Annotated in this window: 19 protein-coding genes and 1 pseudogene; 15 read left to right on the forward strand and 5 right to left on the reverse strand. The window is 39.7% G+C overall.

Annotation, left to right across the window (positions count from 1 at the left end; all coding sequences use genetic code 11):
- The 6 genes and pseudogenes from F7734_RS60660 to F7734_RS11765 all read left to right on the forward strand — a co-directional run.
- A partial coding sequence (locus tag F7734_RS60660) for a hypothetical protein (protein ID WP_166481859.1) occupies positions 1-636 on the forward strand: 636 nt, incomplete at its 5' end.
- A gap of 21 nt (positions 637-657) precedes the next feature.
- A complete protein-coding gene (locus tag F7734_RS11745) occupies positions 658-1,806 on the forward strand; it encodes a MoxR family ATPase (protein ID WP_155744825.1) in 1,149 nt (382 codons plus the stop codon).
- Between the two features lie 87 nt (positions 1,807-1,893).
- On the forward strand, positions 1,894-4,464 hold the full coding sequence (locus tag F7734_RS63365) for a formylglycine-generating enzyme family protein (protein ID WP_155744826.1): 2,571 nt from the start codon (positions 1,894-1,896) through the stop codon (positions 4,462-4,464).
- Positions 4,465-5,142: 678 nt separating this feature from the next.
- Positions 5,143-5,499 carry a diversity-generating retroelement protein Avd gene (avd, locus tag F7734_RS11755; protein ID WP_155744827.1) on the forward strand — a complete coding sequence of 119 codons (357 nt, stop codon included), beginning with the start codon at positions 5,143-5,145 and terminating at the stop codon, positions 5,497-5,499.
- Between the two features lie 107 nt (positions 5,500-5,606).
- A complete protein-coding gene (locus tag F7734_RS11760; RefSeq protein WP_155744828.1) occupies positions 5,607-6,665 on the forward strand; it encodes an RNA-directed DNA polymerase in 1,059 nt (352 codons plus the stop codon).
- Between the two features lie 18 nt (positions 6,666-6,683).
- Positions 6,684-6,929 (forward strand): annotated as a pseudogene (locus F7734_RS11765) (SUMF1/EgtB/PvdO family nonheme iron enzyme); the annotation flags it as partial.
- Here F7734_RS11765 and F7734_RS11770 read toward each other — a convergent pair.
- From F7734_RS11770 to F7734_RS11780, 3 genes are all read right to left on the reverse strand, one after another.
- Positions 6,930-7,621 (reverse strand): IS1 family transposase gene (locus tag F7734_RS11770; RefSeq protein ID WP_155744830.1). Its coding sequence is split into 2 segments (ribosomal slippage): positions 6,930-7,283 and positions 7,286-7,621, totalling 690 coding nucleotides; the frame shifts between segments, so codons are not numbered across the junction. It abuts the pseudogene before it with no gap.
- Between the two features lie 235 nt (positions 7,622-7,856).
- Positions 7,857-8,147 carry a hypothetical protein gene (locus tag F7734_RS11775; protein ID WP_155744831.1) on the reverse strand — a complete coding sequence of 97 codons (291 nt, stop codon included), beginning with the start codon at positions 8,145-8,147 and terminating at the stop codon, positions 7,857-7,859.
- Positions 8,148-8,444: a hypothetical protein gene (locus F7734_RS11780; RefSeq protein WP_155744832.1), complete on the reverse strand. Its 297-nt coding sequence runs from the start codon at positions 8,442-8,444 to the stop codon at positions 8,148-8,150.
- A 785-nt stretch (positions 8,445-9,229) separates the two neighbouring features.
- Between F7734_RS11780 and F7734_RS11785 the strand changes: the two genes are divergently transcribed.
- From F7734_RS11785 to F7734_RS66060, 3 genes are all read left to right on the forward strand, one after another.
- Positions 9,230-9,823 (forward strand): reverse transcriptase N-terminal domain-containing protein, encoded by a 594-nt coding sequence (locus F7734_RS11785; protein ID WP_207714077.1) that lies wholly within the window; start codon positions 9,230-9,232, stop codon positions 9,821-9,823.
- 490 nt (positions 9,824-10,313) lie between these two features.
- Positions 10,314-12,098: a reverse transcriptase/maturase family protein gene (locus F7734_RS11790; protein WP_166481678.1), complete on the forward strand. Its 1,785-nt coding sequence runs from the start codon at positions 10,314-10,316 to the stop codon at positions 12,096-12,098.
- A 118-nt stretch (positions 12,099-12,216) separates the two neighbouring features.
- On the forward strand, positions 12,217-13,395 hold the full coding sequence (locus F7734_RS66060) for a reverse transcriptase domain-containing protein (RefSeq protein WP_166481865.1): 1,179 nt from the start codon (positions 12,217-12,219) through the stop codon (positions 13,393-13,395).
- Between the two features lie 47 nt (positions 13,396-13,442).
- Here F7734_RS66060 and F7734_RS11800 read toward each other — a convergent pair whose 3' ends face one another.
- Complete coding sequence (locus F7734_RS11800; protein WP_243146828.1) at positions 13,443-13,649, reverse strand: hypothetical protein; 207 nt, start codon at positions 13,647-13,649, stop codon at positions 13,443-13,445.
- A gap of 44 nt (positions 13,650-13,693) precedes the next feature.
- Between F7734_RS11800 and F7734_RS11805 the strand changes: the two genes are divergently transcribed.
- Genes F7734_RS11805 through F7734_RS11825 form a run of 5 tightly spaced genes read left to right on the forward strand, consistent with a single transcriptional unit; the run spans position 13,694 to position 20,235 of the window.
- On the forward strand, positions 13,694-14,755 hold the full coding sequence (locus tag F7734_RS11805) for a tyrosine-type recombinase/integrase (protein ID WP_155744834.1): 1,062 nt from the start codon (positions 13,694-13,696) through the stop codon (positions 14,753-14,755).
- Positions 14,752-17,028: a tyrosine-type recombinase/integrase gene (locus F7734_RS11810; protein ID WP_155744835.1), complete on the forward strand. Its 2,277-nt coding sequence runs from the start codon at positions 14,752-14,754 to the stop codon at positions 17,026-17,028. The genes F7734_RS11805 and F7734_RS11810 overlap by 4 nt, the downstream gene beginning before the upstream one ends.
- Positions 17,029-17,047: 19 nt before the next feature.
- Positions 17,048-18,247: a DUF6262 family protein gene (locus F7734_RS11815; protein ID WP_207714078.1), complete on the forward strand. Its 1,200-nt coding sequence runs from the start codon at positions 17,048-17,050 to the stop codon at positions 18,245-18,247.
- Positions 18,248-18,293: 46 nt separating this feature from the next.
- On the forward strand, positions 18,294-19,601 hold the full coding sequence (locus F7734_RS11820; protein WP_155744837.1) for a tyrosine-type recombinase/integrase: 1,308 nt from the start codon (positions 18,294-18,296) through the stop codon (positions 19,599-19,601).
- Entirely contained in the window at positions 19,594-20,235 is a 642-nt protein-coding gene (locus F7734_RS11825; RefSeq protein WP_155743418.1) for a DUF6262 family protein, read from the forward strand. Before F7734_RS11820 ends, F7734_RS11825 begins: the two co-directional genes overlap by 8 nt.
- Before the next feature lie 328 nt (positions 20,236-20,563).
- On the opposite strand, the gene F7734_RS11830 is transcribed toward F7734_RS11825, so the two are convergent.
- Positions 20,564-21,643, reverse strand: coding sequence for an RNA-guided endonuclease TnpB family protein (locus F7734_RS11830; RefSeq protein WP_243146829.1), 1,080 nt, complete (start codon positions 21,641-21,643; stop codon positions 20,564-20,566).
- Between the two features lie 142 nt (positions 21,644-21,785).
- On the opposite strand from F7734_RS11830, the gene tnpA reads away from it, so the two are divergent.
- On the forward strand, positions 21,786-22,199 hold the full coding sequence (gene tnpA / locus F7734_RS11835; RefSeq protein WP_155744838.1) for an IS200/IS605 family transposase: 414 nt from the start codon (positions 21,786-21,788) through the stop codon (positions 22,197-22,199).
- Positions 22,200-22,272: the final 73 nt, after the last annotated feature.

The following is a 22,272-nucleotide window of genomic DNA, read 5'->3' on the forward strand; positions in this document are numbered from 1 at the left end:
GAAAAATATTCTGCTGATGATTTTATTACAGAAATATACTTGCCCTATCAACATCTGTATGAGAATATAGATGATTGGAATATTACAGATGATATCAACGAGCCTGTTGCACTTTTACAAGATTTTAAGGTAATTTTACATTCAATTGATCGCATCACAGGACAAAATAATTACAAAAACTTAAGAGAAGGTTGGACAATGTTTAAGGATATTTTAGCTAGACAACCTATACAAGAGATTATTTATGAAAGTATTGAAACAGTACGTAAAAATAAAAATATTGATTGGAAGGACTTAACGAAAAAACTAAAAAAGAAGATAGGTATAAAATTTACTAAACCTATAGACAGCAACACGGAAAAAGAAAATTTTGTTCTAACAGTGCTAAGAGGAGGAATACCATTTGCTTTCTGGATAAAATGTCAACCTTCTCGCTCTCGAAAGTTAGAGCAAATTGATTGTTACTTAACATTAGCTCATTTAGAGAATAATCTACAAAGATTAGTTGAAGAAATTTGTCATCTTCGTAGAGAAGCTTATCGTGAAACAGGAAGAAGTAAGCCTTTAGGATGTTATTTAGGATTTTGGTGTGACGATCCTGAAAAAATCCAAAAACTTAAGCAACTCAAAATCTAAATAAATAAAATTTGAAAACCAATGGCAAGAGCTAAGCAAACTAAGGCAAATACGACGGAAGAATGGCGCTATTTTTATGGTGATGGGAACTCACATCCTGATGTAAGTATTGAAAAACTTCCCGCACCTCCACCTTGGCGCACATTTCGGAATCTTGAAATGGTGGATGAGGAAGAAATTGATGCACATTGGGAGACAATTCGAGCATTAGCTAACTCGCCGGAAAATGAACGAGGTAGAAAAAAAGGAGAAAATTTCCGTATTTATACAGCTACTAAAAAAGATGGGACAGAAGAACCAACTGAGGAATGGAAAGATGTTGTCAATGGGGTGAATGCAGCGTTATACTTACGCAGACCTCTGTTGGTGACTGGAAATCCAGGGACGGGAAAAACTTCTTTAGCTTATGCGATCGCTCACGAACTCAAACTAGGTCCTGTTCTCACTTGGTCAATTACAGCCCGGTCTACTTTACAAGATGGACTCTATCGTTATGATGCCATTGCACGACTACAGGATGCACAGCTAACGAAAGAACAAAACCAAGAAAAACAAGAAAAAAATATTGGTAATTATATTCAATTGGGTTCGGTAGGGACAGCTTTTTTACCTTCCCGCTTTCCCAGAGTTCTGTTAATAGACGAAATTGATAAAAGTGACATTAATTTGCCTAACGATCTCTTGCATCTTTTTGAAGAGGGAATGTTTGAAATTCCCGAACTCGTTCGTCAGGTTGAAGATTCAGATGAGAAAGAGAATTGCAGTATAGCTCATCCAGTCAAAGTTCGCACGCAAGACGCAGGGATAAAAGCTTCTATTTATGAAGGACGGGTACAGTGTTCCGCATTTCCGATTGTTATTATGACCAGTAATGGAGAACGGGAATTTCCTCCAGCATTTTTGCGGAGGTGTCTGCGGGTAAAAATGCCAGACCCTAATGAAGAAGCCCTCAAAACTATTGTGAAAGCTCACTTTGGCGAAGACAATTTTAAAAAAGCTTCATCCGAAATTGACAAACTTGTGAAAGAATTTCGTGACGGAGGCGATCGCGCTACGGATCAGTTATTGAATGCCATTTATTTACTGGCAAATCATGTCAGTCCTCAAGCTACAGATAGAGATGCCATAAAAGCATTATTATTGAAGAGTTTGTCAAATACAGATGAATGATTGGGACTGTTAGTTGTTAGTGGTTAGTTGTTAGTAGGATTGACTGCTGGAGAAACTGGGTCTGTGGATTTTTAAAGGGAAGATACCATGACAGATGAAGCCTCACCACAAATTGATAAACTTATAGCAGCCCTAGGCAAAAACCTTGATATCACCACCACAGAAGTTGCGGATATTCTTTGGCTGGCTTTGAAATACAAAGGCGATGGTGAAGAAGCTTCTGTTGTGGGCTCTGATTCAAAATCAAAAAACAGAGAAAAACCATCCACCCCTGCGGCTTCTCCCTCCCCAACCGCCTCTTCTTCTAAAACAGAACCCACAGCAGAAGTTTATGCTGAAACTAACCGCCAAACTAACCGCAAAGGTGACACCCTACCCATCAAAGTACCAGACGCATCATCGTTACCTCAATCTCTCAAACTTGCTAGGGCGTTACGCCCCCTAATGCAAAAGATTTCCTCTGGGACAAAGACAGTCATCGACGAACAAGCCACCGCCCATCGCACTGCGGAAAATCGCATTTGCATTCCCGTCCTCAAACCAGCCTTGGAACCTTGGTTTGATTTAGCCCTAGTGGTTGATGAAAGCAAGTCCATGATTTTCTGGAGAAAAACAGTTCAAGAGTTGCAAAAACTTTTGGAATACTGTGGGGCGTTTCGGGATGTGCGAACTTGGAGATTAGTCACAAATTCAAAAGGAAAGGTTGTTCTGCAACGGGGAATAGGTAAAAAAGTCAGCGATCGCCAACGGGGAATAGACAAACAAGTACCTCATCGCCGTTTTTACGATCCCCGCGAACTTATTGACCCCAGTGGTCAGCGTCTTATTTTAGTCGTTAGTGATTGTATCTCCCCAATCTGGCATGATGGAAAAGCCATATCAGTTCTCAAAACGTGGGTTAAGCAAAACCCTGTCGCCATTGTACAGATGTTACCAGAATGGTTGTGGTTGAGAACGGGGCTGAGTTTGGGAGCAATGGTACAACTAGGAAGTTCAACCCCAGGAGTCCCAAATCAAAACTTACTCATCAAAGAGATTTTACTCTGGGATGACATTAACTTTGCGACAGGAATCAAAGTTCCGGTGTTGACCTTAGAACCGGAAATGGCGGCGACTTGGAGTGAGATGGTAGCAGGAAAAAGTTACGCTAGAGCGACAGGATTTGTCTTTCCATCAGAGTTTCAGCCATTTGAAGATTTAGAAACAGAAACGGACGATAGTAATGAAGAACGAGTCCATAGCTTCCGTTTGACTGCTTCTCCAATGGCGCGGAAGTTAGCCAGTTTGCTGTCTGCTGCGCCCATCATTACCTTACCCATCGTCCGTGTAATTCGGGAAGCCATGCTTAAAGAATTGCAACAAGTCCATGTGGCGGAAGTTTTTCTTGGTGGAATTATAAAACCTTTGGGTGACATTACACCAGAAACAAATCCCGATGAGATACAGTTCGCTTTCATTCATAAGGAAACAAGCGACGATAAGGTAGGTGATAAGAGGACAATACGCGATATTTTCTTGGATGCAGCTCCCGAAACAGATTCTTTAGAGGTGCTGAATGCGATTTCTAAACATTTCGCCGATCGCTTGGGGAAAACTGTGAGAGAGTTTTACGCCCTGTTGAGAAAACCACAAGTCGCGGAAATAGATGGATTTAGTACAAAACCCTTCGCATTGGTTACAGCAAAGGTGTTACGACGCTTGGGAGGAGATTATGCTTCCTTTGCACAAGAGTTAGAGGAACAGTGGGAGCAAACTGATGAAGCAGAAATCAACGGTAAAAAGGTGCTCCTCAAACCTTTTACATTTGATGTGGCGACAGTTCAGGTAGATAAATCAAAAGGAAGTGAAACCCAAATTACCATCAATCGTACCTCCCATCAAGCAAAATTCTTCACAGAAGACCTTGGTAACGCCGTCACTCTAGAAATGGTCGCCATTCCTGGTGGGAAATTCCTCATGGGTTCACCGGAAAGCGAAGAGGAAAGTTATAGCGACGAACGACCCCAGCATGAGGTCACTGTTAAACCTTTTTTTATGGGTAAATACCCTGTCACTCAAGCCCAATGGCGTGCTGTGGCGAATCTTCCCCAAATCAACCGCGAACTCAACCCCGACCCATCAAGATTTAAAGGGGACGATCTACCAGTAGAATCTGTCTCTTGGGATGAAGCGGTAGAATTTTGTGTTAGACTATCAGATAAGACAGGAAAAAACTATCGACTTCCCAGCGAAGCAGAATGGGAGTATGCTTGCCGTGCTAGCACGACGACACCGTTCCACTTTGGCGAAACTATTACGACAGAGTTAGCGAACTATGACGGCAACTACACTTATGGTTCTGGATTGGAAGGGGAGTATCGCCAGAAAACAACGCCAGTGGGTAGGTTTGAAGTAGCTAACTTATTTGGCTTGTTTGATATGCACGGTAACGTCCGGGAGTGGTGTTATGACAATTGGAATGATACTTATGAAGCTACTCCTGTTGACGGCTCTGCTTGGATAAATACAAAGAATGATAATCAAAATAGGATGCTGCGTAGCGGTTCGTGGAACGGCAATCCGGGGCATTGCCGTTCGGCGTATCGTGACTACGGCGACCCAGGCGACGTGGACGACTGCATCGGTTGTCGAGTTTTAGTCTCCGGTGCGAGGACTTAATTATTCTTTACACTTTTCTCTATTGCGCTTTGCGCTTTTTTTTTGCTGCCTGCGGCAGCTCGATTTTTTTTAACATAGAGCACGACTAAATATATTATCTAAAAAGGGGCAAGATTTGTCAAGAGGTTACGAGCGGTAAGTTTACTCATATCCCCAACTTCTTGAAGGATACAGCTGTTTAATAGGGTATGACATCTCTCCTCAAAGGTAGCACTCAATTTGGAAAAAATATGCTTGCGCTTGGAAAGCGCCGCTTTACAACCGCTCGTCCGCAAGGGAAGGACTTAATTGAAGCTGCGTAGCGCCCTCTTGGTTTGTATAGCCCCAGAATTCAGACTACTCTTAATACTGCAAGGGCTGAGTGTGAAACCCAACAAATGCTTGTAAATGTTGGGTTTCGTTCCTCAACCCAACCTACGTAATTTCATTGTTTACCTGTCTGACAAGTATTGCGACTACTCTTCACAGGCTCTGCATCAAAGATTGAAAAATTTTTAAGAAAGTGGCATAATATTTATCTGTGGATGAGCGTCTTGCCCATCTCCAGTTATTTTCAATCTGTGTCAACTACTTAGAATAGAACTTCTCCACCTAACCCCTCGTTATCCATGACGAGGGGTTAGGTAGTAGACCGGGTCATAAGTTGGCACTTGTAACAAAAAAAAGATTTTCCCAAAAATGCAAAACTTGCCAATTATTCAAACAACCTACGATTTCATCAGATGGTATATACCCATCTTGGATAACTTACCCCGAAAACACAAATTTAGCATAGGCGATCGGATGATAAGTGGACTCTACGAGTTCCTAGAAGGTTTAATCGAGGCACGAAACCATCCAGAAAAATTAGCTAAATTGGAACTCTTGAACGTAAAATTAGATGTTCTTCGCCATCAGACACGGCTGCTATTCGATTTTAAACAATTTGATGAACGACGATATGAATACATTGGACAACGCATCAATGAGATTGGTAAGGAATTAGGTGGTTGGATTAGACAGCAACGACAAAAAGGGAATAATCAATACACCTAGAAACCCAGGTTGTTTAAGAAGCTGGGTTTCCAAACTCAGTCAGTCGGCGATCGCAACTCTTACCAATGACCAATGACAAATGACAAATGACCAATGACAAATGACCAATGAAAAGATACGGTAACCTTTATCCTCAAATCACAGATGTTGCTAACTTAATTGAAGCCATAAAAAAGGCACAACGAGGAAAGCGATTTCGAGATAATGTTTTGGATTTTAACTATAACCTGGAAGTAGAACTGACAAATATCAAAAGCCAATTAGAGTCAAAAACCTATAAACCAGGAAGTTACAAAACCTTTAAGATTTTTGAACCAAGACCGCGTTTGATTTCTGCCGCACCTTACCGAGACAGAGTTATACATCATGCTATTTGCAACATCATAACACCTATTTTTGAAAAAACGTTTATTGATGATTCCTATGCCAATCGTTGGGGATTTGGAACTCATCGTGCTTTGCGTCGCTTTACTACCTTTGCTCGTTCCAGTCGCTACATTTTGCAATGCGATATTAAAAAATATTTTCCCAGTATTGACCACGCTATTCTTAAAACACTCCTACATCGCAAAATCAAATGTCAAGACACTATTTGGTTAATAGAAACAATTATTGATAATAGCAACCCGCAAGAACCTGTAGTTGAACATTTTCCAGGAGATGATTTACTATCACCCTTACAGCGACGGCGAGGGCTACCTATTGGTAACCTTACCAGTCAATTGTTCGCTAATGTTTATCTTAATGGCTTCGACCACTTTGTTAAAGAAGAACTCAAATGTAAAAAATACCTCCGCTATGTAGATGATTTTGCATTATTCGCCGATGATAGAGAATTTTTGGCAGAAGCACAACAGGCGATGGCAGATTACTTAGCCAACCTCAGATTAAAACTCCATCCGGACAAAAGCCAACTCTTTAAAACTCAACACGGTGCAAATTTTCTAGGGTTTCGGATTTTACCAGATCGAATCCGCGTGAGAAACGAAAACCTGAGACGAGGAAGGCGGCGATTGAGACAGATGCAAAAAGACTACAGTCAAGGTAGAATAGCATTTAAAGACGTAACTCGCTCTGTAAAAAGTTGGATAGCCCACTTGAAGCACGGAGACACTTGGCAGTTGCGTCAAAAGATATTCACATCTCTTGTCTATACAAGAGGGTGAAGATGGGACAGACACTTCCGGATGCTGCGTGGCGGTTCGTGGAACAACAATCCGAGGAATTGCCGTTCGGCGTATCGTAACTACAACGACCCGGACAACGTGAACGACAACATCGGTTTTCGAGTTGTAGTCTCCGGTGCGAGCGCTCTTCAATTGTCAGAACCGATTGATGGGAATCGTCGGGCGTACACAGAAGAGTCCAGAGCTGTTCCAGTGGTGTTAGCAATAGCATCCAAAAATCGGCGTTGCATAAATGCGGGATGATTAGGTAAATACGGGTAATTCTCTATACTTTAAGTAATGAAGTAGTAATCTAATTGAGTGTTTAAGCATATCCACGGATTTTGAATAACATAGTGTTTTTCGCCGTAATCTTGCCAGATAATGACGTAGGCGAGTATTTTCGCCTTCAACCCTAGTCATATAGGTTTTACTAACAATATGGTCGCCTGGATCAATAAAACAAGGGTAAACTACCCAACCATCTGTTACGTAAAAATAACATTCCCAACAAGAAACAATGTTCCACAAAAATTTAAACGTTTCACTACTGCGATCGCCAAGAGTCCAAGCTAAAATTCCTGGGCGAAAATGATTTACCGCTGTCCATAACCAAACTTTGTTTTTTTTGACCCTACAAAGGTTTCTAGCTCATCTAATTCACCAACTTCTGGTATCTCTTGAAATTCCGGTGCGTCTGGAAGTTGCGAGCCAACTTGTTTAACCCAGTTAATTATGGTCGTATGATGAACCCCTTTGTCTCGCTCGATAGCTCGGAATCCCATGCCATTTACGTATAATCTTAAACATTCTTTTTTTACTTCATCTGAGTACCCTCTCGGCGGACTGTAAACATCTATAAATTGACGACCACAATTAGTACACTTGTGGTTTTGTTTACCTCTTCGCTTGCCGTTTTTCAGAATCTCCGTAGACTCGCAGTATGGACATTGCATAGTAGAACACCTCAAATCCTCCCTCTATTATGCAACGCCCAAAAATCAAACCGGGTCGGGTATCTTGGTAAGCTTCGCTGAACAGTTGCTCGATCCACTTTAAAGTATAGTTTTATCCGCGTTCATCTGCGGTTCCATAACTTTATGCCCAGTTAAAGTATGGAGGGCTTCACCTCTATCTAGATGCCAACGTATATCGTAGCGGCTGAAGCATTGCAGCGAAATGCACCTAAACCTAAGGATGAGGAGTAATTGCCAATATTGTTATCACTCCTTGACCTAAACCGTAGTACCAAAACACTCGAAATGCGGCTGATGTTTTATTTTCTACATATGCTTCAAATACTTCTTCACCATTAGGTCCAGTTAAACCATTAAATTTGTGAGTTTGCAAACCAGGATGACGAAGATTAGTTTCCATCAGCGCCAGGGTTTTTAATACTTTTCGATATTTTTTGGAGTCTGTTTGCTCCAAATTGGCTAAAGTATCCCTAGCTTCAGTTGAATATTGCAGCCTGAATTGCATTTAATCATCAATCTCCAAGTCTGCATACTGAGCAAAAGAACCCAAGTCATGAACTTCTCCAGAGGCTGCTTGTTGCAAACCCCGTTGTACCATAGCCATCGCTTCTGGATTTTGCCACAGCCATCGCTGATTTTCGGGAATACTTTCTAAATCTATGGGATCTAGCAAAATTTGCCCTGCATCATTGATTAGGACTCGATAGACTTTTCCTTTAGTAGCTTCTCCTATTACTAATTCTCCTACTTCATTCGATGAAACAGCATTTTTAATCACTTGAAAATTTTGACCAGTAATCATAGATAAAAATCTGGTATTTTTTCATATAATATTGTATCATAAATTTGTACTATGACAATCATAAACTATTTGTAGCAAAAAGAACGATTTGTTAAAGAAACAGGGTTTCTTAATGCATTGAATAAATAATCTAATACTATGAACCACCCCACCGCATGGCGGATGCTGTGATTCGTTGGTCGAAATGAGCAGAAATACTCAGGGATGACCGCCTGGTTCAAAAGAAGGGATAAATCCCAACCGAACCTTGACAACTGAGCAACCATAGAGGTGAAGATGAGTAACCTAGAAAGTCCAGTCCTCTCCCGCAAGTGCAGCGGTGACAGCATGCCCCCCACACTTGGGAATAGCAACCTCAAGTGACCACTGAAACGGGGTAACACGGCGGTAACTGGAAGCCTAATCCGGTAACCCGTCTAGCAAGAACCTATGGTTAAAGCTTGGCTTGAAGATGCGCCTGAACCATCGTGAATGCGAACCAGCCAAAAGGCTGAAAGGCTGGAGCCAAAAGGCAAAGGATAGGGAGTTAGCGGTTCATCCACCGACTAATAAGCACTTCCCATTAAACCCGGTGGACAGCATCAACCTAAAGGTTAGAAACAATGGTTGTTCGGAACGAAGTAACTCTCCATTATGCTCTCTGATGGTCGATACAGAGCAGGTAGCTAGCCGTAAGCGAATGGAAGAGTGGGATTGAGTTATAAGCGAATGCCCGGTTGTAATGACAGGGATATGCTGACGAACTCACGGTGATTTGGAATGTAGAGTTACAAGTAGCAATGGATATGTCTAATACACGGCACCAGGATAAGCCCTTGCCTAAACCAGAGCCGATGGTGGAATGGAAGAACACGAACTGGCGCAAGCTAGAACGGGTAGTATTTAAGTTGCAAAAGCGAATCTACAGAGCTTCTCAGCGTGGAGATGTTAAAGCAGTTCGCAAACTCCAAAAAACACTGATGCGGTCTTGGTCAGCCAAGATGCTAGCGGTACGCAGGGTAACTCAGGATAACCAGGGTAAAGCAACTGCCGGGGTAGATGGAGTTAAGAAATTAACTCCTCAACAACGGATAGAACTGATGTCCAAACTGAGATTAAACCGAAGGGCAAAACCAACTCGCCGGGTGTGGATTCCCAAGCCAGGTTCAGAAGAAAAACGCCCCTTAGGAATTCCCACAATGTATGACAGAGCAACCCAAGCTCTGGTAAAACTAGCCTTGGAGCCGCAATGGGAGGCAATATTTGAACCCAATTCTTACGGGTTCCGACCAGGACGCTCATGCCACGATGCGATTGGAGCAATATTCACGGTAATCGCACAAAAATCCAGATACGTGTTAGATGCCGACATTTCCAAGTGCGTGCGCCGCGACGATTAACGCGGTATTCCCAACCAAGTTGGGAGAGACTAAGAAGAATGTCTCTAAGTCAACCAACTTACCTGGAGTCGAAAGACAAAAGGGACAACAGCATGTTGGTAAAGCCGGAAATGGAGAGAAGGCGTTAAAACCATTGTTCGGCAAGACTTGTGTGACAAGGTGAAGATTAAACTATCTGAAGCCCAATTCTGACGGTATACTCGATTACCTATTCCTACAACGCCTAAAAGGAATAATCGTTTGTGTGTAGTTTTAAGCATTTGAACCACACAACTTCTTTAAACGAAGTCAGCCACCGATGAGATGGCTTAACGAATGAGTGGGACACCTAAATCACACTGATACGTACCGAGTTGATGAAGCGCGGGATGGTCTATGGGACGCGAGTCCTATGACTACAGAGTTCCCATAGTAGTCCGAGGGCGGGAAAGCCGTCCACATGGCAAAGGGGAACAGGTATTTCTTACATTGTTACCGAGAGGTACGCGAGATGCGAAACGCCGAAACGGTGTTAAATGTAATCCGAGACAGGGGGTACCGGGGTTTACCACTGGATGATGTCTACAGACAGTTGTTCAATCCCGACTTGTACCTTTTAGCGTATAGCCGCATTTATAAAAATGCTGGAGCAATGACGCCTGGGATAACTCAGGAAACTGCTGACGGAATGTCCATGAAAAAGATTGAAACTCTTATCGAAGAGATTCGATATGAACGCTTTCGATGGACACCAGTGAGGCGAATTAATATTCCCAAGAAAAATGGGAAAACTCGACCACTAGGTATTCCTACTTGGAAAGACAAATTGGTTCAAGAAGTAGTACGTTTAATATTAGAAGCGTATTATGAACCCCAATTTTCCGACAACAGTCATGGTTTCAGACCAAAACGCGGATGCCATACGGCGCTAACAGTAATAGACCGCACTTGGCAAGGAACCAAGTGGTTTATTGAAGGAGATATCAAAGGCTGTTTTGACAACATAGACCATAAAATCTTAATGTCAATTCTGTGCGAGAAAATCCAAGATAACCGCTTCCTGAGATTGATTGAAAACTTACTCAAGGCAGGTTATTGTGAGCAATGGAGATATCACTCCACCCTCAGCGGAACACCGCAAGGCGCGATAGTATCACCCATACTCGCCAATATCTATCTTGATAAATTCGATAAATTTATCGAACGGACACTTATCCCAGAGTATACAAGAGGTAAAGCAAGGGCAGAAAATCCGGAATACTCAAAACTCGTAAAACTTGCCTGGTATTACAGGAAGAAGGGACAAATTGAAAAAGCGCGTCAACTGGAAATTCAATACCAGCAAATGCCTTCCAAAGATGTTCGTGACCCTAAATACAGAAGGCTAAATTATGTGCGGTACGCTGATGATTTTCTACTTGGATTCATTGGTTCATTTCAAGAGGCAAAAGAAATCAAGGAAAAATTGAAGACATTTCTAGCGGAAAATCTTCAGCTAGAATTATCTAAAGAAAAGACCTTAATTACTCATGCTAGAAACGAAGCAGCGAACTTCTTAGGTTACGAAATTCTAGTTCAATATTCCGACACTAAGCATACCAATGGTAAGCGCTCAATTAATGGAATTACTGGACTAAGAATTCCCACAAGCTTTGTAGAAGAAAAATGTTCTCTCTATATGAGAAATGGGAAACCCATTCACCGCCCTGAATTAATAAATGATGATGATTTCACTATCATCAACATTTACCAATCAGAATATAGAGGGTACGTACAATTCTACAGCCTTGCTCAAAACATCGCGTGGCTCCAAAAACTCCAATGGGTTATGTGGAGTTCGTTGATGAAAACTCTTGCTTGTAAACACAAAACTAGCGTGGCTAAAATTTGCGCGAAGTATCACAAGACGGTAAAACTGCCACACGGTCTAAGAAAGTGTGTCGAAATCACCGTCCCAAGAGAAGGCAAGAAACCCTTAGTGGCTCGTTTCGGTGGTATACCACTAAAACGCAACCTAAAAACAATCATAGAAGACCTGCCACGAGCGCGAAAGCCCGCGTTCAGAAATGAACTGATTAAACGGCTTCAAGCTGATGAATGCGAGATTTGTGGGGCAAGAGGTGATATTGAAGTTCACCATATTCGCGCCCTCAAAGACCTCAAAACCAAAGGTAGAAAAGAAAAACCGCAATGGATGCAAATCATGTCCGCACGTAGGAGAAAAACTTTGATGGTCTGCCCTCAATGCCATGATGCTATACACGCAGGTAACCCCGCAGGTAAACAAGTCTCATGATAATGGAATACTGGAGAGCCGTGTACCTGGAAACTCGTAAGCACGGTTCGGCGGGGGCTAGTTGGAAAAGGAGCCAATAATTGGAAACCTCGCTAGCTAGCTACCCACTTTCGACCGCATCAATCATAAGGCATTGCTGGAAAAACTGAATACATTCCCCACCATCCGCCGACAAATTCGAGCATGGTTAAAAGCGGGAGTGATGGATAATGGAGCTTTCTCCGAAACATTTGAGGGTACTCCGCAGGGTGGGGTCATTTCTCCACTATTAGCTAACATTGCCCTCCACGGGATGGAAAACCGGATTAAACAGGTGTCCAAAACCGCGTTTCTTATTCGGTATGCCGACGACTTCGTCATTTTACACGATAGTCTAAACGTTGTCCAAAAATGCCAGCAAGTAATAACCAAATGGTTAAAAGGCATGGGGTTGGAATTAAAGTCAAGTAAGACCCGGTTAGCCCATACCCTCCACAAGTATGATTCACAACCACCAGGGTTTGATTTTCTAGGGTTCACGGTCAGACAATTCCCGGTTGGCAAATACCAATCCGGAAGATGCAATGGAACCATACTTGGCTTTAAAACCCTCATCAAACCAAGTAATAAAAAGCTGAAGTTACATGCTGAGTCACTTCGTAGTGTCATCAAAACCCATAAAGCTGCGCCTCAAGAGGCGTTAATCAGCAGATTGAACCCGATTATACGCGGTTGGGCAAACTACTACAGCACAGTGGTGAGTAAAGAAATCTTCTCAGGGATGGATGAACTCATCTATCAGCAACTAAGGGCTTGGTCAAAATTCCGTCATCCGAATAAAGACGGGCATTGGATATCCAGACGCTACTGGCTAATAGACCAGGGAGAAGGATGGGTCTTTGCCAGTAGGAAAAAGGATAGAAAGATACGCCTCAAAAAGCACTCGGAAACACCAATCGTTAGACACGTAAAAGTGCAAGGAGAACGTAGTCCTTATGACGGAGATTGGATATATTGGAGTACCAGAATGGGAATGCATCCAGAAGCAGCAACAAGAATGGCAACGCTCTTGAAAAAACAGAAAGGAATATGCGCCCACTGCGGATTGTACTTTAAAGATGGAGATTTACTAGAAATAGACCACAAAAAACCACGCTCAAAAGGCGGAAAAGACACAAAAGATAATTTTCAGTTACTCCACCGACACTGCCACGATACAAAAACAGCCAATGATGATAAAGCTGAGAGAGGTGTCTATGACAAAGACCAAATCATTGAGGAGCCGTGTGAGGTGAAAATCTCACGCACGGTTTTGTAGGCGAGGCAGAGGGGCGACTCTCTGACCTTAGCCAGCGGGTTTCTAGTTTACTGTCCCGGTTCAGTGAGACCTATAGTCGTGCAACAAGACAAGCCTGCTACCGTACCTTTACGTGATGGTAATTTTTTACCTATCCAAATGTTGATTTTCTTGAGAATTTGACACACCCGAAAAGTAATTTTTGAAGTGTCAATTTTTGCCTTTCTTAGGATATTACAAGCACCTTGAGCATCTAAGTTATAGAGAATAAGCATTTGTAAACAACAACAAAAACAAGGAGGCACATGGTGTTTACATCATGTACACTGTTCTCATGGTGGAAATTAAATGGGAACGATACCCGCTTGTGGCTGAATCTACACAAGCTCGACGTTGGTTACAGATTCAATTCGATTTGGGTTTAGCGCCTAACACTGTGGAAGCATATGGCAAAAGTTTAGAAGACTACATTCTATTTTGCACGATTTCAAGGCTAGTACCAGAAACGGCGAAGAAAGAACATATTGCTGCCTATGTGCGCTATTTAACTCTTCGTCCTAATCCGAGTGGAGTCAATGTGATTTCTCTAGATTCTGGAGTTGGTCTAGCGAATGCCACCATGCAATTACGAATTACAGCAGTGCGGCTGTTTTATGACCATTTAATTGAAGAAGGTATTCGTGAGGATAACCCAGTTGGCAGAGGTCGGTATACACCAGGAAAAGGTTTTGGAGGGCACCGCGTGCGCAGCTTAATTCCTAGATATAAAAAGCTGCCTTGGATTCCGACTAACGAACATTGGGTTGCAATTTTGGAGGCTACGGCTACTGAGTCACTCAGAAATAAAGTGATGTTAGCGATGTCATATGATGCAGCTCTCAGACGAGAAGAGTTATGTGCATTAACGACAAGTGACATAGATCCGGCTTTTAGGTTAATAACCATTAGGGCAGAAAATACGAAAAATCGACTTGAAAGAATCGTTCCTTACTCAGAAGCGACAGGAGTTTTATATAGCAATTACTTAAGATACCGTCGTCAGTTAAGTAGGGAACGAGGGGGATTATTTCTCTCAGAGTCAAGACGAAATAGAGGCAAACCTATCTCTATTTCCACTTGGTCAAAAGTAGTAGAGGGGATTGCGGACAGAGCAAAGATACAGCAATTTACTACACATACACCAAGGCATTTATGTTTAACAGATTTAGCTCGTGCTGGATGGGATTTACATGAAATAGCTAAGTTGGCAGGACACCGTAGTATGGAAACCACTCAAATTTATATCCATTTAAGTGGACGTGACTTAGCCCAGAGGTTTGAACAAAGCATGAACAGTATTCATGCTTGGCGGATTGCAATGATAACGGAAATACTGAAATGAAAGAACTAAAGACAACAAGTAATTTATCTCTACAAGATAAGAAATGGCAATTTCCTATAGACGTTAATAAATATAATCGCAACTTGAATATTACTCCTGATGAGAGAAAACTCATTCAAAATATTTTAAAAGTGAAAAGTAAACGTTGTTATAGAACATACAAAGTTTTAGAGAAATTACTTAATCCTATTTATGATGTTTTAGAGATGATTAAAACTCCCCAAAAATATACTTCTCTCCCGATTAAAGTGATTTTACTAGAAATGGATAAAAAGGAAACGTCATTTTGGGCATGGTCAGAACAAGAATGGAAAGATATTCTTGGTCAAGGTGTTGAAGATTTTAATAGAGTTTATAAAACAGGATGCAACTGTAGACGTGATTTAATCATCATTGCTTACTTACTATGTAATTGTAACATTCAAGCTTTCATGGATTATCGTAAAGCTTATCATTATAAATTCGCTCAAATCGTGTTTGGGAGTTCTTTAATAGATCAATATGTTGAACTAGTACATACAACATATGTTAACATTGGACATGGAGAGTTTAGGAAAAATAGCAGAATTTATAATTCTATAGGGGCGTTGATGTTAGCAAACAGAAGCCCCTATCTCGAAAATTTAACAACAGAGTGCTTAGAAGTATTAAGAGCCGAAAAAAACTTAGCAGAATATATTAAACGGGATTTAATAGTAATATCTCAAGCTCTAACAGTATTAGGGTTTATTGATAAACCTCTTAAACCAAATATACAAGAGGGAGAAAAATTCGGAAATCATAATGCTACTACTGATGTCGCCTCTGAGTGGGTACAATGGTGTCAACGTTGGAAAGACACTTCTACTTTAAATCCAAAAACTCGTCAACAGGCTTATTATTTGCTACTAAAAATTGGTCGCTGGCTTGCTCAAAAACATCCTCAAATAGTCAGTCCACAACAATGGACTCGTGACTTAGCGATTGGGTTTGTAGCAGCGGTAGATCGAATGAACGTAGGGGATTATATAGACAATACAAAACAATTTAAAGACAGGCTAGGAAAGCCTCTTACTCCTGCTGCCAAAGCTCATCTGCTTTCTACTGCAAGAAGATTCTTTAATGATTGTCAAGAATGGGCGTGGATATCAAGAAAATTTAATCCAGATAGAGCTTTAGCAACACCGCGTTCAGTTAGAGCTTTAATTGGTCCAAACCCAAGAGTAATCGCTGACGATATTTGGGCTAAATTATTATGGGCTGGTCTTAATCTTACTAAAGATGACCTTCCAACATCTATTTATATGGCAGACGGAGTAAATCGTACACACTGGTATCCATTAGAAATGGTTCAAGCCATAGTGATTATATGGCTATTTGCGGGCTTACGTTGCAATGAAATAACTCGTTTACGAGTAGGGTGTGTGCGTTGGCAGAAAAATGATGTAATTATTCCTAGTACAAATGAAGTAGTTTCTAAGGATGCTGTTTGTTACTTAGATATTCCAGTTAATAAAACTAATACTGCTTATACAAAACCTGTTGACCGGGTTATAGGAGAGGCTGTTGTTACGTGGGAAAAAGTTCGACCCATCCAACCTCCCACTATAGATTCCAAAGATGGTAGTATTGTTCATTATTTGTTTTTTTATAGAGGTAAAAAAATTGGAGAGACTTATATAAACAAGTCTATTATTCCAATGCTTTGTAGAAAAGCAGGTGTACCTGAAAAAGATGCAAGAGGTAATATTACAAGTCACAGAGCTAGGTCTACAATTGCATCTCAGCTAGCTAATGCTAAAGAGCCTATGACTTTGCTTGAACTAAAAGAATGGCTAGGACATAGGGATGTTAATTCAACAATCAACTACACTAAGGTTTCACCAACTAAATTAGCTAAATCATATCAAGATGCTGAATACTTCAAACGGAATATTCGTACTATTGAAGTTTTAATTGACCAAGATGCTGTTAAAAGTGGAGCAGCTGCCAATGGTGAACCTTGGATGTTTTATGATTTAGGGCATGGCTACTGCACATACGATTTCTTTGACTCTTGTCAACACCGCATGGCTTGCGCTAAATGTAATTTCTACGTTCCTAAAAATTCCAGTAAGGCACAAATTCTAGAATCTAAAACCAATCTTCAAAGAATGTTGCAAGAAATTCCCTTAACTGATGAAGAACGTGCTGCCGTTGAAGAAGGTATAGAAGCTATGTCTGTATTAAGTGCCAAATTAGCTGATGTACCAACGCCTGAAGGTAGAACACCGAGGGAACTAGGTAATGCATAACATAATTTACTTAAATACTATGTTAAAACGAAACACATCAGGATTACAGTCACACGCGAAACTCAAAAGAGATTCTGCTATGATACGTACAGAGCAGGCAATTCAAAAGCTACTTAAAGAAAAAAAGAGTATTAATTTTGGAAGCGTAGCACAAGAAGCTGGAGTATCGAGAACATGGCTATACAATCAAATAGAAATTCGAGATAAAATTGAGGAATTAAGAAATAAAGATTTAGTCAAAAAAAACCAGAATTCAAAAACCTCAAAGACATTAGAAACTCAAACAGTAACCAGTACCTCTAAAACCAGTGTAGTCAAGGAACTGGAACAAAGAATCAAAAAATTAGAAACGGAAAATTTGGTACTTAGACAACATTTAGAAGTTGTGTATGGAATGTCTTCTGAGGAGTTAGTCAGAACTGTGGAAGTGCTGCAAGTAGAAAATGGTGAACTCAAAAGACAAATTCAGGAATTTAGTAATATTAGTGATAACACTGCTGTATCAGACTTGATAAATCGCCAACTACATGAAAGAATTTATACTTTAGAGTCAGAAAAAGCAAAACTGTTCATAAATTATGAACAAGTAACTCAACAATTAGGTAAATTAAATACTGAATTGGGTAATCTGGATAACCTAAACTCAACCAATCAAAAACAAGCTGATGAAATTAAACAACTTCAAGCAGCATTGGAGTCTAGTCAGAGAGAATTACGAGAATATCAACAACGTTTTAGTACCACTCATCCTCAAGACAATTTAATTAAAGAGGATAAAATCATCTCAAACTCTAATAATGCTCTGAAAAAAGAATTTCAAGATAAATGTTCGGAATTGGGCATTAAACTCAATAAAAATCTCATTTATCTTATTAAGTCTAAAACTGATGAACAAGTCAATAATGCTTTATCAGTAGTTAAAGAGAGGTTAGATATAGGTAGTAAAAAAGTCCGTTCAAAAGCTGCTTTATTTAGAAGTGCTCTAGAAAATGATTGGTCACCTAACGAATCTGATGCAGAGCGAGAGGCTAATACGATTAAAAATACTTTTTCTGAATGGTATGAGTTGGCGCGAGATTATGGAATTGTTAAACAATTTAAAGAAGAAAACGGAATAATTATGGTAAAAGATAATACTGACCGATGGGTAAAGTATGAAGACTTTTCTGCAAAATGGACGTTAGAATATGTCCGTCGCCAGCAAAGACATAAAAAATGACCGCTAAATGTTTGTAGGTTGAATAAGATATGTTAAGCAGTCTGTCGTGTTCGTTGTTGTTATTTGTTGTTGTTGTAAAGAAAATGCAAAAAATCTCAAGCTTTATTGGGAATTTCTGCAAGACGAGGGGCTTGATTGGAAAACAATAAAATTAGACCAATTGGCAGAATTTATTCATTGGCTACGTAATCCTAACCCAGGAATTTATCCAATAACTCCGACTGAGGCAACTCGGACGAATCGAACTATTAATCAAATTCTTTCTACAATCAGTAGCTTTGACGAGTTTCATGCACGTCTAGGGAATTTTTCCGGAGTAGAATTAACAACTAATAAAGTGGCGTATCCATCTCAATACAAACCATTTTTGTATGGGATAGCTAATCAATCTCAAGTGAGAAAGCGATTACTGAAAGTTAAAGAGCCGAAGCGATTTCCCAAATGCTTAACTTCGATTCAAGTTCAACAATTAATAAAAGCTTGTAATACATTGAGAGATAAGTTTTTAATTTGCCTTCTTTATGAGACAGGACTACGAATAGGAGAAGCATTAGGATTACGCCATGAAGATATGCTAACTGAAGGTAGAAATGAAATTTTTGTGCGCTTTCGAGAGAATATAAATGGTGCAAGAGCAAAGTCAAGAGTTGAGCGTCTCCTAGCTGTGAATATTGATTTAATGCGGTTATATTCTAACTATTTAATAGACGAGTATCCAGTTGAAGCTGACTGTGATTATGTATTCGTCAATATTAAAAGTGGGCAAATTGGAGAACCAATGAAGGTATCGAGAGCAAAAGCTTTGTTCCAAGATTTATCTGATAAAACTGGGATTCATGTTTCTCCCCATTTGTTAAGGCATACGTTAGCTACAAGAATGGTGAATGAAGGAGTACCATTAACTGTTATTCAAAAATATTTAGGGCATAAATCCCCTGATATGACAATGACATACGCTCATATTCACGATCAAACTATGCGTGCTTGTATAGATAAATTTCATGGAAAAGTAGTCAATATTTCTGGAGAGACGGTAGTTGTTAATTCGTCACTGGATCATAACCAAGATTTACAGTGGATGAGACGTAATATTTTGGCTCAGGCATTACCAAATGGTTCATGCGCTCGACCGATGATTAAAGGTGCCTGTCCCCATGCCAACGCTTGCCTTACCTGTAATGATTTTCGTACCACAATTGAATTTCTTAGTCAACATAAAGAACAACATAAACATTGTACAGAGATGATTGATAAGGCTAAGTTAAATGGCTGGCAACGACAAGTAGAAATGAACGAGCAGATCCTACAAAGTTTAGAGAAAATTATTGATTCTCTGGAGAAATCAGATGAATAAAGGCGTACAAATATCCAATTTAAAAGCAGCTGCACAGAAGAAAAAAGAATCAGCTCTTTCAAAAACTGAATCAGCTATTAAACAAATAATAAAGCAAGGAAAGAAAATAAATATGTCTGTTGTTGCTGCATATGCCAATGTTAGTGTTAGCTATCTTTACAAGTATCCGGAGATTAAACAGAGAATTCAACAATTAAGAGACCAACAGGTTTTACCTGTTCGTTCAAAAAATTCCCAGGCAACCGAGGCTTCTAACCAAGTAATAATCACCCAACTTCGTTCAAGGATTAAACAGTTAGACGTAGAAGTAAAAGAGCTAAAATTAATTAATGAAACTCTTGCAGGTCAACTTCACGAGTTTATGGGTTATCAAGTACAAGTACAACATCTTCAATCACAAAATATCGAGTTACAGTCTAAGTTAGACTCAATTAAAAAGCAACAAACCGCAATACCAAGCCGAAAAAGAAGTAACTTATATCCTAAACAGAAACAGCCCGAAGTGAGTTTACACATTAAAACAGAACTAAGAGCATTGGGTATTAAACTTACTAGTACATTACGACGTACTATTAACAGTGTCACTGAAATAACGGTTTTAAATGCTATTGAAGCGTTAAAACAAGCACGCTAAGACAGAGAATATTCGTAGTCCTGGGGGCTGGCTTAAATGTGCGATAGAAGGAGGATGGGTTAAAAATAAAGCTCAAGTAAATAGAGATAATTTGTAATCTTTTTAGATTTTGTATAAGCTGGTATAAAATTTGTTGTTGAGAGGAAATTTATCGGAAATATTCCCAGAAGCTAAGAGAGTGATTCAGCTTTAATAATAAGTTATTAGTAAAAATCAGAAAAAAGATTTAATCGAAGCGTGCAACATCTCAGAGAGGTAATCAATACTCGATATAAATTCAAGCTATGTTGTAGATGTTGTGTAGTCTTTGAAATGTAAGCGTTTAATTTTATGTTATGGAGTCTCTACACAAGATAAAACCTTTATCCCGTATACGTTGTGGACGTTGTGGAGTATATAAGTTCTGATTATTGACACGTCCGTTATCTATTTCATTCTTAATTCCCTCATTCCAACCAAATACAATTTTACCTATTCCTGATTCTAAGCATTTATTGATGATTGTACGTGCAGATTTCTTGATAAAATCGCGAACTTGATTGTTTCTGGTTTGTGTTGCTCTGGCTAAACTTCCACTCCAAAAATTTACATCCTTACCCTTTTTTAGCTTAGATATAGTTTTATTATAAAATTGATTTATTGCCTTTAACGGTCGCCCATTTATGATAAATCCTTCTTCACCTGTGTTCGGAATACAGGTAACAAAGTTGTTTAATCCGATGTCGATTCCTAAAACACTTGACTTTTCTAATGTAGCAACAATTTCATTTTTCTTTCTGCATACCCAATGTAGATAAATCTTTCTATGCTTTGATGTAATCACTAGCTCAACAAGACGTTGGGGGTCAACATCATCAGGAACCCTAAACTTCAATCTTTCATTAACAGTGCTTCCCATGACATCTTCTTTGTGCTGCTTCTTGAACATAATGCCAGTAGAAACAGTAGCAAATATAATGCCATGTTCTTGTGATAAATTTACTGATTGACTGGGATATGTCACTTCAAACATACCACCTTTTTGACGATAACCAGGTAATTTAGGTTTTTTAGCTCCTTCAGAATAATGTTTATCTAAAAGCTGTTTGAATGATTTGAAATTCTCCGCCACTTTGTGAGCAACGGATTGTGCTGCTTGAGAATGCAACATTTTATAGTGGTAATTCTCCTTAAAGTCGGTTTGTAAATCTATAGTCAAAGACTGAAAATTTAGCGTATTGTATACAAAAAATCCTTGCCTCAAATTGAAAGTCAAAGTGTTGTATAAACTGTTTGCGTGTTCTAAGATGTCAGATATTACAGCATACCCAAGACTTGATAATTTAAGGTGCTGTATAACAGTTGAAACATATGTATTTTTGTTCTTTTCTTTATCTAGCTCTTTTTGTTCTTTACTCTTAAATCCCATGTCAAAGTCCTAATCAAATCATAAATCACTCGACAACGCTGTAATTTCAGTCTAGAAACACTCTCCGAATTTAATTTGCTTGACTCGATATATTTGACTACAATCAGTATAGCAGATTTTCCGGGCATGACAAGAAATCTTTATGACTAAACTGAGAAGCGGCTCACACGTTGTTTTTTCTATTCACTTGCATATAGTATTTGTGACTAAGTACAGGCGAAAGGTGTTTACACAACAAATGATTGATGATATGAAAGAAATATTTGAGCGTGTATTAGAGTCAAATAACTCTAAACTTGCAGATTGCAACGGGGAACCAGATCATGTACATTTACTAATTGACCTACATCCAGATAATAATATTTCTGATTTAGTAGCATCCCTAAAATCAGCAAGCAGTAGAATATTGAGAGAAAAATATAAATCTACAATTGATAAATATTATTGGGGTAAAGCTAAACTTTGGCACGACTCAAAATGTATTGTATCTTGTGGAGGTGCGCCACTCGAAACAGTAAAGCAGTATATTCAAAATCAATCAGGGGGGAGAGAGTAAAATAGTAGGGCATCGAACCCTACTATTTTACCGCTATCCATCCCCACCGCACTCAGGGATGGGGAATTCCGCG

Source organism: Scytonema sp. UIC 10036, from assembly GCF_009725235.1.

Coding starts and splice junctions, on each gene's coding strand:
- F7734_RS11745 (WP_155744825.1), top strand. CDS start 658: ATGGCAAGAGCTAAGCAAACTAAGGCAAATACGACGGAAGAATGGCGC.
- F7734_RS63365 (WP_155744826.1), top strand. CDS start 1,894: ATGACAGATGAAGCCTCACCACAAATTGATAAACTTATAGCAGCCCTA.
- avd (WP_155744827.1), top strand. CDS start 5,143: ATGCAAAACTTGCCAATTATTCAAACAACCTACGATTTCATCAGATGG.
- F7734_RS11760 (WP_155744828.1), top strand. CDS start 5,607: ATGAAAAGATACGGTAACCTTTATCCTCAAATCACAGATGTTGCTAAC.
- F7734_RS11775 (WP_155744831.1), bottom strand. CDS start 8,147: ATGCAATTCAGGCTGCAATATTCAACTGAAGCTAGGGATACTTTAGCC.
- F7734_RS11780 (WP_155744832.1), bottom strand. CDS start 8,444: ATGATTACTGGTCAAAATTTTCAAGTGATTAAAAATGCTGTTTCATCG.
- F7734_RS11785 (WP_207714077.1), top strand. CDS start 9,230: ATGTCTAATACACGGCACCAGGATAAGCCCTTGCCTAAACCAGAGCCG.
- F7734_RS11790 (WP_166481678.1), top strand. CDS start 10,314: ATGCGAAACGCCGAAACGGTGTTAAATGTAATCCGAGACAGGGGGTAC.
- F7734_RS11800 (WP_243146828.1), bottom strand. CDS start 13,649: ATGCTTATTCTCTATAACTTAGATGCTCAAGGTGCTTGTAATATCCTA.
- F7734_RS11805 (WP_155744834.1), top strand. CDS start 13,694: ATGTACACTGTTCTCATGGTGGAAATTAAATGGGAACGATACCCGCTT.
- F7734_RS11810 (WP_155744835.1), top strand. CDS start 14,752: ATGAAAGAACTAAAGACAACAAGTAATTTATCTCTACAAGATAAGAAA.
- F7734_RS11815 (WP_207714078.1), top strand. CDS start 17,048: ATGTTAAAACGAAACACATCAGGATTACAGTCACACGCGAAACTCAAA.
- F7734_RS11825 (WP_155743418.1), top strand. CDS start 19,594: ATGAATAAAGGCGTACAAATATCCAATTTAAAAGCAGCTGCACAGAAG.
- F7734_RS11830 (WP_243146829.1), bottom strand. CDS start 21,643: ATGGGATTTAAGAGTAAAGAACAAAAAGAGCTAGATAAAGAAAAGAAC.
- tnpA (WP_155744838.1), top strand. CDS start 21,786: ATGACTAAACTGAGAAGCGGCTCACACGTTGTTTTTTCTATTCACTTG.